General features: G+C 46.0%; 11 protein-coding genes. 5 read left to right on the forward strand and 6 right to left on the reverse strand.

Translation table 11 applies throughout. The features are described from left to right. From hemW to trxA, 4 genes are all read right to left on the reverse strand, one after another. The coding region (gene hemW / locus AACP44_RS06345; RefSeq protein ID WP_339339635.1) for a radical SAM family heme chaperone HemW at positions 1 to 1,061 on the reverse strand (1,061 nt) is incomplete at its 3' end. Positions 1,062 to 1,067: 6 nt separating this feature from the next. Further along, positions 1,068 to 2,534: a 4-hydroxy-3-polyprenylbenzoate decarboxylase gene (gene ubiD / locus AACP44_RS06350; RefSeq protein ID WP_339339636.1), complete on the reverse strand. Its 1,467-nt coding sequence runs from the start codon at positions 2,532 to 2,534 to the stop codon at positions 1,068 to 1,070. 47 nt (positions 2,535 to 2,581) lie between these two features. After that, positions 2,582 to 3,841: a transcription termination factor Rho gene (gene rho / locus AACP44_RS06355; protein WP_339339637.1), complete on the reverse strand. Its 1,260-nt coding sequence runs from the start codon at positions 3,839 to 3,841 to the stop codon at positions 2,582 to 2,584. A gap of 221 nt (positions 3,842 to 4,062) precedes the next feature. Beyond that, positions 4,063 to 4,389: a thioredoxin TrxA gene (gene trxA, locus AACP44_RS06360; RefSeq protein WP_339339638.1), complete on the reverse strand. Its 327-nt coding sequence runs from the start codon at positions 4,387 to 4,389 to the stop codon at positions 4,063 to 4,065. A gap of 362 nt (positions 4,390 to 4,751) precedes the next feature. Here trxA and AACP44_RS06365 point away from each other — a divergent pair, with 362 nt between their 5' ends. The 4 genes from AACP44_RS06365 to dbpA all read left to right on the forward strand — a co-directional run bounded on the left by AACP44_RS06365 (position 4,752) and on the right by dbpA (position 10,240). Further along, positions 4,752 to 6,893 (forward strand): FAD-dependent oxidoreductase, encoded by a 2,142-nt coding sequence (locus AACP44_RS06365; protein ID WP_339339639.1) that lies wholly within the window; start codon positions 4,752 to 4,754, stop codon positions 6,891 to 6,893. Between the two features lie 32 nt (positions 6,894 to 6,925). Then, positions 6,926 to 8,044 (forward strand): methyltransferase domain-containing protein, encoded by a 1,119-nt coding sequence (locus tag AACP44_RS06370; protein WP_339339640.1) that lies wholly within the window; start codon positions 6,926 to 6,928, stop codon positions 8,042 to 8,044. Positions 8,045 to 8,050: 6 nt separating this feature from the next. Further along, positions 8,051 to 8,791, forward strand: coding sequence for an ABC transporter permease (locus tag AACP44_RS06375; protein WP_339339641.1), 741 nt, complete (start codon positions 8,051 to 8,053; stop codon positions 8,789 to 8,791). A gap of 69 nt (positions 8,792 to 8,860) precedes the next feature. After that, a complete protein-coding gene (dbpA, locus tag AACP44_RS06380) occupies positions 8,861 to 10,240 on the forward strand; it encodes an ATP-dependent RNA helicase DbpA (protein ID WP_339339645.1) in 1,380 nt (459 codons plus the stop codon). Between the two features lie 4 nt (positions 10,241 to 10,244). On the opposite strand, the gene AACP44_RS06385 is transcribed toward dbpA, so the two are convergent. Continuing rightward, positions 10,245 to 12,146 (reverse strand): ATP-binding cassette domain-containing protein, encoded by a 1,902-nt coding sequence (locus AACP44_RS06385; protein ID WP_339339642.1) that lies wholly within the window; start codon positions 12,144 to 12,146, stop codon positions 10,245 to 10,247. Positions 12,147 to 12,202: 56 nt separating this feature from the next. On the opposite strand from AACP44_RS06385, the gene AACP44_RS06390 reads away from it, so the two are divergent. Beyond that, positions 12,203 to 12,673: a TIGR02444 family protein gene (locus AACP44_RS06390; RefSeq protein ID WP_339339643.1), complete on the forward strand. Its 471-nt coding sequence runs from the start codon at positions 12,203 to 12,205 to the stop codon at positions 12,671 to 12,673. A 58-nt stretch (positions 12,674 to 12,731) separates the two neighbouring features. On the opposite strand, the gene AACP44_RS06395 is transcribed toward AACP44_RS06390, so the two are convergent. Then, positions 12,732 to 13,103 (reverse strand): hypothetical protein (locus tag AACP44_RS06395; protein ID WP_339339644.1); only part of this gene is annotated, 372 nt, incomplete at its 5' end.

The following is a 13,103-nucleotide window of genomic DNA, read 5'->3' on the forward strand; positions in this document are numbered from 1 at the left end:
CTTTGCATCAGATTATCTAATTTTGGTTTTAGACTATCGATAGCCAGTCCGGTCCTTTGTTCAAACTGCTGCGTCTGAAAGCCTTGATTAAGCCGTAAACTATTCATCATATACTCTAGGGGAAGTTCTTGCGCTGATAAAATCCTTTCACCGGCTATAAAGGTTTTTTCGCGATTAAGAAAATCTTTAGGTGCCCGGGTTTTCCAGCGTCGTAAAATCCTTTGATTAGCAAGATCAGTTTGCTTGCCATGAGCGCCGGCGCCGATGCCAATATAGTCACCAAATGTCCAGTAGTTAATATTATGCAGTGACTGCTTTGCTTTTAAACAATAAGCAGAAATTTCATATTGGGAGTAGGCATATTGTTGTAAACGCTGTTCGCCCCTATTTTGAATCTCTGCAAGATGATCATCCGTTGGCAGGGTGGGGGGTACATTATAAAAGGCGGTATTAGGTTCTATAGTGAGTTGATACCAAGAAATATGCGTGGGTTCTAAATCAATAGCCCGTTGAATATCGTCAAGTGCTTGCTGCCCGCTTTGTTGCGGCAAGCCATGCATTAAATCAAGGTTAAAATTATCAATCCCTGCCTGTCTGGCCGCCTTTGCAGCGTTGATCGCTTCAATATTATTATGGACGCGGCCCAATGATACTAAATGCTCTGCATTAAAACTTTGTACGCCGATCGACAAACGATTAATCCCTGCTGTCGCATAGCCAGAAAACTTTTCTTGTTCCACTGTGCCGGGGTTTGCTTCAAGCGTAATTTCAATATCTGCAGTAAAGGAGATGCGTTTTTCAACCTGTTGAAGAATGTCGGCAATCGTTGCTGCTGAAAATAAGCTGGGGGTGCCGCCACCAAAAAAAATCGAGGACAGTTGACGGTTCTGGACAAGCGATAATTCTAAATCGAGATCTTCAATTAATGCTTTGGCGTACGCTTGTTCGGGAATGCTTTTAGCGGTATGAGAATTAAAATCGCAGTAAGGGCATTTGCGGATGCACCAAGGAATATGGATATATAAACTGAGTGGCGGTAACTCGAGCAGTGATGTAGCCACGAATAGTTAATCCAAGCCTAAACAAGACCAGATATCATCAACCCGTTGTTGAGTGGTTTGATCCATAACAATAGGCTGGCCCCATTCGCGGTTTGTTTCCCCTTGCACTTTATTAGTGGCATCAAAGCCGATCTTAGAACCGAGGCCTGACACAGGTGAGGCGAAATCCAAATAATCGATCGGTGAATTATCAATAAAAACACAATCACGACGTGGATCCATGCGTGTCGTCATGGCCCAGATCACATCTTGCCAATCGCGGACATTGATATCATCGTCGGTAACAACAATAAATTTGGTATACATAAATTGCCGCAAGAAAGACCATACGCCCATCATCACGCGTTTGGCATGGCCAGCATATTGTTTTTTCATGCTAACCACCGCTATGCGGTAAGAGCAGCCTTCCGGGGGCAAATAAAAATCACTAATTTCCGGAAATTGTTTTTGCAAAATAGGCACAAAAACTTCGTTTAAAGCCAGGCCTAAAATAGCCGGTTCATCCGGCGGCCTGCCGGTATAAGTGCTATGATAAATCGGATTGTCGCGATGAGTAATATGGGTGACAGTCATCACAGGAAATTGATCGACTTCATTATAGTAGCCGGTATGGTCACCAAAAGGACCTTCGTCAGCCATTTCTCCCGCAGCAAGATAACCCTCTAAAATAAATTCTGCACTGGCAGGAACATTTAAATCATTGCTTAAGCATTTGGCTACTTCGGTTTTGCCGTCGCGCAGTAATCCGGCAAAGGCAAATTCACTGAGGCTATCGGGTACGGGTGTCACTGCGCCCAAAATCGTTGCCGGGTCGGCACCCAAAGCAATTGAAACTGGGTAAGGCTTGCCAGGATTTTGCTGCTGAAATTCTTGAAAATCCAAAGCGCCACCGCGGTGTGATAGCCAGCGCATAATCAGTTTGTTTTTACCGATTAGCTGCATGCGATAAATACCGAGATTCTGACGCTCTTTATTCGGGCCTCGAGTAATGACCAAGGGCCAGGTAATTAATGGGCCGGCATCGTCAGGCCAGCAGGTTTGAATGGGTAGCTGATAAAGGTCAACCTCATCGCCAGCAATAATATGTTGCTGGCAGGCGGGTTTTTTAATTATTTTGGGCGCCATATGTAGCACCTTTTTTAACAGCGGTGCTTTATCCCAGGCATCTTTTAAACTTTTAGGCGGTTCGGGTTGACGCAGATAAGCCAGCAGTTCGCCCACCTCGCGTAGTTTGATAATATCATCCTGACCCATGCCCAGCGCCACCCGTTTTTCGGTGCCGAATAAATTAGTTAGCACAGGCGTAGAAAAACCAATAGGGTTTTCAAACAAAATAGCCGGGCCGCCGTTGCGTAAAACACGGTCGCAGATTTCAGTCATTTCCAGTTTGGGATTGACAGGTTCGGTAACGCGAATTAACTCACCGCGCTGTTCAAGAAAAGCTATAAAGTCACGAAGGTCTTTATATTTCATGGAGGATTAATCAGTTGGGGCGAATTATCACAAACCCGCCCCAAGCATTATTTTCGCTTCATCGACAAAAAGAATTCGTCGTTGGTTTTGGTGTCTTTCAGTTTATCCAGCAAGAATTCGATTGCCTGTAGATCTTCCATGCCGTGCAATAATTTGCGCAGTATCCACATTCTTTGCAATTCTTCCTCGTCCGTCAGCCGCTCTTCACGACGAGTACCGGAACGGCGAATATTAATGGCTGGGTAAACCCGTTTTTCTGCTACCTTGCGATCAAGATGCAGCTCCATATTACCGGTGCCTTTAAATTCTTCGTAGATAACCTCATCCATTTTGGATCCGGTATCAATTAGCGCCGTAGCAATGATGGTTAAGCTGCCACCTTCCTCAACATTACGAGCGGCACCAAAGAAACGCTTGGGACGTTCCAGTGCATGAGCATCAACACCACCGGTCAGTACTTTGCCGGAAGAGGGGATAATGGTGTTATAGGCGCGGGCCAGACGGGTAATCGAATCTAATAAAATAACAACGTCTTTTTTATGTTCAACCAAGCGCTTGGCTTTTTCGATAACCATTTCGGCTACCTGTACGTGACGGGCCGGTGGTTCATCAAAGGTCGATGCCACCACTTCGGCGCGTACCGATCGCTGCATTTCTGTGACTTCCTCAGGGCGCTCATCGATCAACAGTACGATCATGTAGCACTCGGGATTATTGCGCACCATGCTTTGGGCGATATGCTGCAGCATAAGTGTCTTACCGGCCTTGGGTGGTGCGACGATCAGACCGCGGGCGCCTTTACCAATCGGTGAGGTCAGATCGATAATACGACCGGTTAAATCTTCTGTTGAGCCATTGCCGACTTCCAGCACGCAGCGATCATCGGGAAATAGCGGAGTAAGGTTTTCAAATAGGACTTTATTTTTCGATTGTTCGGGTTGGGTGTAATTAACTTCGCTGACTTTCAGTAAGGCAAAATACCGTTCGCCGTCCTTTGGGGGGCGAATCTTGCCGGAAATGGTGTCGCCGGTACGCAGATTAAAGCGGCGAATCTGGCTGGGGGAAACGTAAATATCGTCCGGACCGGCCAAGTAAGAGCAGTCAGCGCTTCTAAGGAAGCCAAAGCCATCCTGCAGAATTTCTAATACCCCATCACCGGAGATATCTTCACCGCTTTTAGCATGACGCTTGAGGATAGAGAAAATAATATCCTGTTTGCGTTGGCGAGCGATATTGTCCAGACCAATGTCTTTGGCGATATCAAGTAATTCCTGGGTGGGCTTGGTTTTTAAGTCAGTTAGATTCATAGGATTATTAGAATTGATTTCAGGTAATGAAAACTACCAAGGTAGTACGCGGACGCGAGTAGATTTTCGGGTATTTGAGACAGTTTTAGGTAGCTAAATTTAAGGAAAAAGGGTATTGGGGTGACGCAGACAGTGCAGTCGAAAGAGAATTTAGCACTGAAATGCCAATGCGTCTAGCCCTGAGGCGCACTTTTTTTCCATCAGGGCTAGAATAAGAACACTTATAGGGCACCGTCGATAAATTCGCTAAGCTGAGTCTTGGAAAGAGCGCCGACTTTAGTGGCTTCAGCATTGCCATTTTTGAAGATCATTAGGGTTGGGATGCCGCGAACGCCGAATTTGGGGGCTGTTTCGGTATTGGCATCGACGTCCATTTTGCAGACCTTCAGCTTGCCCTCATATTGTGTAGCAATTTCCGCAAGGACTGGGGCAATCATCTTACACGGGCCGCACCACTCGGCCCAAAAGTCGAGTAATACTGGCATATCGGCACCTAATACATCGGTTTCAAAACTGGCGTCTGTGACGTGAACGATATTGTCGCTCATGATTATTCTCCAAAACTATGAGGCACTGGGCCTGTGGTATTCGTTGTGATTGAGCATTTCTGTTAGTAACAACATGATCTCGGCATGTCGTAGTGGGTGCGATATCATACCATCCAGCGTTTAACTGACAAGGCTTGAAAGGCTGTCTGCTATAATAGGGGCGTAACAGCAAAATTCAAGGCGGTGAGACAGAACGACAGCATCGATGGATGCTTAATCTCCGCTTTAGAAAAGCTATATACTGGTAAAATATCAACTTAGCGTTAATATAAAGCTTCATCTAGGCGCCTGCTGATAGGCGGTAATTAAGCCCGCTCGTTAAAACTCGCTCGTTTTATAGTCACTGCAGGTACGATCAAGCCATGCAACGAAAAATTCTGTTCCTAATCATACTGCTCGCCGTGGGTGGTTTTTTCTACTTTGATGTCAGCCAGTACCTCAGCCTCGATTTTTTTAATAGCCAGAAGCAAGCTATTGCCCAATATCAGCAACAGCAGCCTCTGTTAGTTGCCCTGATGTATCTTGTTATTTATGTGCTTGTTACCGCACTCTCGCTGCCCGGTGCTGCAGTGATGACTTTAGTGGGTGGTGCTTTATTTGGCTTGGGCTGGGGCTTGTTGCTAGTGTCCTTTGCCTCAACCATCGGTGCCAGTTTGGCTTTTTTGATAGCTCGAAGTTTATTGCGCGATTGGGTGCAGCAGCGTTTTACCGGTCATCTCACGGCGATTAATCAAGGTGTTGAAAAGGAAGGAGGCTTTTATCTATTTACCTTGCGTTTAGTCCCCGTATTTCCTTTTTTTGTGATTAATCTGGCGATGGCATTAACCCCGATCAAGCTCTGGACTTTTTATTGGGTGAGCCAGATAGGCATGCTGGCCGGTACTGCGGTCTATGTTAATGCCGGGACCCAGTTGGCGCAGTTGGAAAGTTTGAGTGGTCTTTTATCACCGGCTTTATTGGGCTCCTTTATACTTTTGGGGCTGTTTCCTTGGATTGCCAAGCTGATTGTTGCGGTTGTTAACAAAAGAAAGATCTGGTCGAGTTACAAAAAATCCGGTTTTAAAAAGCCGAAACAGTTCGATAATAATCTATTGGTGATTGGTGCCGGTGCTGGTGGTTTGGTGTCTTCCTATATAGCCGCTACGGTTAAGTCAAAAGTTACCTTAATAGAAAAACATAAAATGGGCGGCGACTGTTTAAATACTGGCTGTGTACCCAGCAAGGCCATTATTCGTTCCAGCCGGATTAATCAGTATTTAAGGCGCGCCACCGACTATGGTTTAAAAAATGTTTCCGGTGAAGTGGATTTTCCGGCAGTGATGGCTCGTGTTGAAAAAATTATTGCGACGATAGAACCGCATGATTCAGTTCAGCGATATACCGAGCTAGGCGTTAATTGTGTGCAGGGTAAAGCAACCATTATTTCGCCATGGCAGGTGGAAGTGAATGGCGAAACGCTGAGTGCTCGCAATATTATTGTAGCGACCGGCGGCCGCCCGGCGGTGCCATCTATTCCCGGTATCGACAGTTGCGACTATTTAACCTCGGATACCATTTGGCAACTGCGCGAGTTGCCCAAACATTTAGTTGTTATTGGCGGTGGCCCGATTGGTTGTGAGTTGGCGCAAGCGTTTGTACGCTTAGGTAGCGAAGTGACCATGGTGGTACGCAGCCAAATAATGCCGAAAGAAGATCATGATGTGGCCGAACAAATCAGAGCCCAGTTTCAACAAGATGGTATACGAGTGTTAGAACATAGCTCGGTTATCGAGTTGCAACAGCATGGTGATATTAAAACGGCACAAGTCGCTATTAATAACAGTGATAACATTGGTCTGGATTGCGATCAAATTTTATTGGCCAACGGCCGTCAGGCCAACACAGAGCATATTGGCTTTGAGAATGTGGGTATCGCCTGCAACGATAATGGTACGGTTACCGTGGATAAATATTTACGCACCACCTGTCCTACCATTTATGCCTGTGGCGATGTGGCTGGCCCTTATCAGTTTACCCATATGGCTTCTCATCAGGCATGGTATGCTGCTGTTAATGCCCTATTTGGATGCTTTAAAAAATTCAAAGTTGATTATTCGATAACGCCATGGGTTACTTTTTCTGATCCTGAGGTAGCAAGAGTTGGACTCAACGAAAAAGAAGCGCAGGCCAAGAATATAACCTATGAAGTGACCAAATACGGGATTGATGATTTAGATCGAGCCATAGCGGATAGCGAAGCCCATGGTTTTGTGAAAGTATTGACGGTGCCCGGCAAAGATAGAATTCTTGGCGTTACGATTGTTGGCTACCATGCCAGCGAACTGATTGCAGAGTATGTATTAGCTATGCGCCATGGTCTGGGTTTGAATAAAGTGATGGCAACAATTCATATCTATCCCACCTTGAGTGAGGCGAATAAATACGCTGCCGGCGAATGGAAAAAAGCACATAAGCCAGAGGGCTTGTTACAGTGGGTAGAAAAATTCCATGCCTGGCGTCGATAATCCAATATATTACAAAAATAAAGGTAAATACTATGTCCGTTGAAGTCAGTGTGAGTGAGCGTTATGCCGAAGGAGCCAATCAGCGTCAAGAAGCGCTTTGTTGTCCCGTGGATTATGATACCTCGCTATTGAGCATGTTGCCGCAGGAAATTATAGAAAGAGATTATGGTTGTGGCGATCCTTCCCGTTATGTCAGGGAGGGCGATGTGGTGCTGGATTTGGGCTCTGGTGGCGGCAAGATTTGTTATATGGCTGCTCAACTTGTTGGTGAACAGGGTCATGTCATTGGTGTCGATATGACCGATGATATGTTGGCTTTGGCTCGTAGTCATCAAAAAGCCATGGCGGAAAAGCTCGGTGACGACCGGGTGACTTTTCATAAAGGATATATTCAGGATCTTGGATTAAGCGTTGAGGCTCTGGAGGCAAAGTTAAAAGCCGACCCGGTGATGAATGTTGAGCAATTCAATTTATTAGAGTCATGGAAACAGCAACAGCGAAAAAATAATCCTATGATTGCCGATCATTCGGTGAGCCTGGTGATTTCGAACTGTGTGTTAAATTTAGTGGCTAAAGCCGATCGTCAACAAATGATTAATGAAATTTTTCGGGTACTAAAGCCCGGTGGCCGTGTTGCTATTTCAGATATCGTGTCGGATGAGCATGTGCCTGACAGTTTACAGCAGGACGAAACCCTCTGGAGTGGATGTATTTCCGGTGCATTTGAAGAAAAAGAATTCCTGAAGGCATTTCTTGATGCCGGCTTTGTCGCCGTCGGTTATGACAAGTGGGATGATCGGCCCTGGCAGGTTGTTGAGGATATTGAATTTCGATCAGTAACGCTGTTAGCCACCAAACCTGACAAAGCCAATCTTTACGATGCCGGTGAGGCTGTTTTATACCGCGGCCCCTATAGCGAAGTATTTGATGATTTAGGTAATCGTTATCCAAGAGGTGAGCGTATTGCTGTTTCCCGCCGAACCTTTGACCTGATTAGAAAAGGTCCTTATGCCAAAGATTTTGTAGGTATATCCCCGGCGCAGGCAACCAATCTGGGTCGCTTTTGTAAACCTGCCGGTACATTACGTTCTGCTGGAGAAACCAAAGGTGGGCTGCAAGCAGGTACTGGCACTGGCGAAGCCTGCTGCTAGGTTATTATGGAAGCATCTATTGAGGCTGTAGCTCTGGCTAATCTGGCGTTAGCCTTTATTCCAGTGGTTGCGGTAGTATTGGTTTATTATCATTGGTCACTCGACTATGGTAATGCGATTTATGCGGTTGCCCGGATGCTGGTGCAATTACTGACGGTGGGCTATTGCCTGGCCTACCTGTTTTCCACCGATCTTCCTATAGTGGTGTTGACGGTGTTACTGCTGATGATTGCAGTGTCCAGCTGGATTGCGCTTAATGCCGTGGTTGAGTATCGGCGAGCCTTGCTGGCAAAAGCCTGCTTTGCCATCGCCATCGGTGGCGGTGTTACCCTGTTAGTTATTAGTCAGGCGGTATTACAGGTGCAGCCTTGGTATGCTCCCCAGTATATGGTTCCGTTGGGAGGTATGGTCTTTGCCAGCGCAATGACCAGTGTGAGTTTATCCGCAGAAAGGTTTTTCTCGGAAATTCAGCATGGCGATAATTTTCAACAGGCCAGAGCGAAAGCCTTTAATGCATCACTAATACCGGTCGTTAACTCATTATTTGCCGTAGGCTTGGTATCCTTGCCGGGAATGATGACCGGACAGATTTTATCCGGCGTCTCGCCGCTTATTGCTGCCCGCTATCAAATTATGGTGATGTGTATGATCTTTGCTGCTTCAGGGATTTCATCGGCATTATTTCTATTGTTTCTAAGGTCGGTCTATCAGAAGCTATTGGTTACTGCTACAACGGATCAGCCTTAACCGACGCTACTTCTGTTATACTCCGCGCCAGCAACTAACCCTGTCTATAACTATCTAGAGTCTGCCGTAATCGATAGCCCATTTTCTACCTTAGATTTACCGTCTGGCCAGTTAAATAACCTGCAACAGCTTGGTTATAAAACCATGACGCCTATCCAGCAGCAAAGTTTACCTTTGGTGTTAGAGGGTAAAGATGTGATCGCCAAAGCCAAAACAGGCAGTGGTAAAACCGCCGCTTTTGCTATTGGCATGTTGACTAAAATCAATCCAAGGGATTTTGCAGCGCAGAGTCTGATTTTGTGTCCAACACGGGAGCTCAGTACGCAAGTGGCCACAGAAATTCGCCGGTTGGCGCGCTACCAGCAAAATATTAAGGTTGTGGTGTTATGTGGCGGTCAATCGATCGGCCCACAAATTGGCTCTCTGGAACATGGTGCGCATATTATTGTTGGCACCCCTGGTAGAATAAAAGATCATATCCGCAAAAAAACATTATCGCTCAGGCGAATTAACACTTTGGTGTTAGACGAGGCCGATCGGATGTTGGATATGGGCTTCTATGATGATATCCAGCATATTATTGGCGAAACGCCGGCAAAACGGCAGACCTTATTATTTTCCGCGACCTACCCAAAGCCAATAAAATCACTGAGTGCTGCGTTTCAGCAAGAACCGATTGAAATCAGTGTAGAGTCTATCCATAGCACTAGCCATATTCACCAAGCCTTATATATTTCCAGTAAAGAACACAAGCTGGTTAACTTGATGCGAATACTAGCCCATCATCAGGTCGACTCCGCGGTAATTTTTTGTAATACCATCAAAGCAGTCAAGCAGCTCTGTGAATATTTGCGCGATCAAGGTTTAAGTGTCAAAGCCCTGCATGGCGATTTGGAACAAAGAGATAGAGATCAGGTATTAATACAGTTTACCCAGCGTAGTTGTTCGTTATTGATCGCAACAGACGTGGCTGCCAGAGGCTTGGATATCGATGATCTACCTGCGGTAATTAACTATGAACTACCCCGGGATCCTGAAGTTTATATTCATCGTATCGGTCGAACTGGAAGGGCAGGCAAAGCAGGTCTTGCGCTAGGTCTGTTCACCGATGCTGAAAAATATAAACTGGATGCCATTGCTGAGTATCAAAATAAACCAATAGAGTTTGAAGCGGCTGAGATACTTAATGCCAATATCGACTTTGTCACTGAACCACCTATGGTCAGTTTATGTATTGCCGGTGGACGAAAAGAAAAAGTCAGACCAGGTGATATCTTGGGCGCATTAACCGGTGATGCAGGTATAGATGGAAAAGCTGTTGGAAAAATTACTGTGCTGGATTATGTAGCCTATGTGGCGATAGATCGTAAGGTGGCTAATAAAGCATTAAAACGATTAGAACAGGGCAAGATTAAGGGGCGAAAGTTCAAGATTCGTCGTTTGCGCTAGGCGGTTATAAAGATTGCTGCAGGCTTTCCAAATCATCATTTAATTCCAGCCATTGTTCTTCCTGTTGATTTTTTTGCTGCACCAGTTTGGCCTGATCTTGCAATAGCTGTTGAAGTTTATCCTTATTATCGTCCTGATACAGACTGTTATCGCCCAAAGCGGTTTCAATAGTGGCTAGCTGCTGGTCAGTTTTTGCCATCTGCTGTTCAATTTTTTTAATAGCGTTGTTGATCGGGTTCAATTTTTTTCTTACTTGAGCGGCCTGTTGGCGCTGTATTTTTTTATCGACTTTTTCGGCTTGGTTTTTGCTGTTATCGATAACAGAACTATCGGCCTTTCTCTGGCTGATTAACCAGCGGCCATAGTCGTCAAGGTCGCCTTCAAACAAATCCGCTTTGCCATTGGCAACCAGTAAAAATTGATCGACGGTATTGCGTAATAAATGGCGATCATGTGATATCACGATGACAGCGCCCGCAAAAGCTTGCAAGGCCACTGTTAACGCATGGCACATTTCCAAGTCGAGATGGTTGGTTGGCTCGTCTAATAATAAGAGATTCGGTTTTTGCCATACGACAATGGCCAGCGCCAAGCGAGCTTTTTCACCGCCAGAAAAATACCTTATCGGCTCTACTGCCATATCGCCGTGAAAATTAAAGCCGCCGAGAAAATTACGAATTTCCTGCTCGCGGATTTTTGGACTCAAGCGCTGTAAATGCAATATAGGGCTGGCATCCAAATCAAGCGCTTCCAGCTGGTGTTGACTAAAATAGCCTAGTTGTAAATTTTCACCCTTGGTAAAATCGCCTGATAATAATGCAATATCACTGGCCAGAGATTTGATCATAGTAGACTTACCGGCACCGTTGGCACCCAATAATCCAATCCGGCTGCCGGGGTGAATGCTGAGATTCACTTGATTGATGATCGTGGTTTCGCCATAACCCAAATCGGCATGGCTTAAATTTAACAGCGGATCGGAAAATCTTTCGGGTTCGGGAAAACTAAAATCAAAGGGCGAGTCGATATGCGCTGGCGCAATATCTTCCATTCGGGCTAATTCTTTCAAGCGACTCTGCGCTTGTTTGGCTTTGGTGGCTTTGGCTCGAAAGCGCCGGACAAAGTCACTAATTTCTGCCTTGCGAGCTTGTTGTTTTTCATAGTTGGCTTGTTGTTGGGCCAAACGTTCGGCTCGTTGGCGTTCAAAGGCAGAGTAGTTGCCCTTATAGCTGTTTAAGCGCTTATGTTCGATATGGACAATACCTTCGCAAACACTATCGATAAAATCCCGATCATGAGAAATTAATAACAGGCTGCCCTGATAGCGTTGCAGCCATTGCTCAAGCCAAAGCTCGGCGTCGAGATCAAGGTGGTTGGTCGGTTCATCGAGCAGCAACAAATCAGAAGGACTCATCAAGGCTTGCGCCAAATTTAAGCGAATACGCCAACCCCCAGAAAAACTATTGGCCGGCTTATTGATATCGCTAAGCTGAAAGCCCAGCCCCAGCATTAATTGTTCGGCTCGCACTTTGACATTATAGCCATCAATGGTATCCAGCTGCTCATGCAATAGCGCCAGCTTTTCATGGCGATCATCTTGCACAGCTTGCTGCATCTCGGCCTCAATGGTACGCAGTTGCTGATCGCCATCAATGATATAGTCCAGTGCATTGCGCTCGCTGGTCGCGACTTCTTGCGCCATATGCGCGATACGCCATTGTTGCGGGATCGAGACCGTGCCGTCATCGTTGCTGAGTTGGCCTAGTAGTAATTGAAATAGGCTAGATTTGCCGGTGCCATTGGCGCCGATCAGCGCTATTTTCTGGCCGGGGTGAAAAACAGCACTCGCTTGCTCTAGCAAGAACTTGCTGCCTCGTTGTAAGCTTATCTGTTCCAGTGTGATCATGGCGCAGCATTGTACTGGAAATGAAGTAATGGCAGTACGAAAATATGGAATTGACTATGCAAGATAACCTTTTATGGCAATACTCGTTAGCGGTTTACCGTCGGCCCGATGTAGCACCGCTATTGATCGCATTACAGGATCACGATAACGCTGATGTGAATATATTGCTGAGTTGTGGTTGGTTGGGCACACAGGGCCAGTGTCTAAGCCTTGAACATCTGCAACAACTGATAACTATTACCACGCCATGGCAAGAACAGTGTGTGCAGCCATTACGCGCCATCCGCCGTTTTTTAACCGATAGCGACGACGACGCTTTTCGCGAACAGGTCAAGCGCTTGGAAATTGATGCTGAGCTGCGCCAGCAGAACTTGATCTATCAGCAGTTGCAGTCGCTGACCTTATGCACTGCTGACCCGGCTAAGGCGATGATCGACAATCTTGACCTTTATGGCTCGCAACTTGCCGCAACGGATCGGGAGAAGTTATTGACAGACCTTACACGGCTAGCGGCGTTGATTAAATAGCGGGTATAAAAAAACCTGTTCAAGTTTCACCTGAACAGGTTTTTGAATCTAAGCCCAGTTAGAAATCAAACAAACTACGAATTGGGGCGTTGTCGCCGTTGTTGGCATTCTCTTTTCTCACTTCCTCTTCAAGCTTTTCCATAGGGTCTAGAGCGAGACTTTGCTCAACTCTATGAATAACTTTCTTCACCGGCGCAACCTTCGGCACTGGCTTATTAATCGGCGTTTGTGTTTCTAGTTCTGCTTTAACTTGCTCTAGCGTGGTCGCATTTTCGGGTAAAGATGTTGGTTTTGTTTTCTGGGTCTTTGCCTTGGTTTTTTTAGGGGTGGATTTTTTCTGGGTAGCAGCTGCTTTTACCGCTTTTTTCACTTTAGATGCGGGCTTGGCCGCGGTTTTCTTTGCCGGTGATTTTTTTGCTGGCGCTTTCTT

The organism is uncultured Oceanicoccus sp. (assembly GCF_963968385.1).
In the GTDB taxonomy this organism is placed as follows: domain Bacteria; phylum Pseudomonadota; class Gammaproteobacteria; order Pseudomonadales; family Dasaniaceae; genus Oceanicoccus.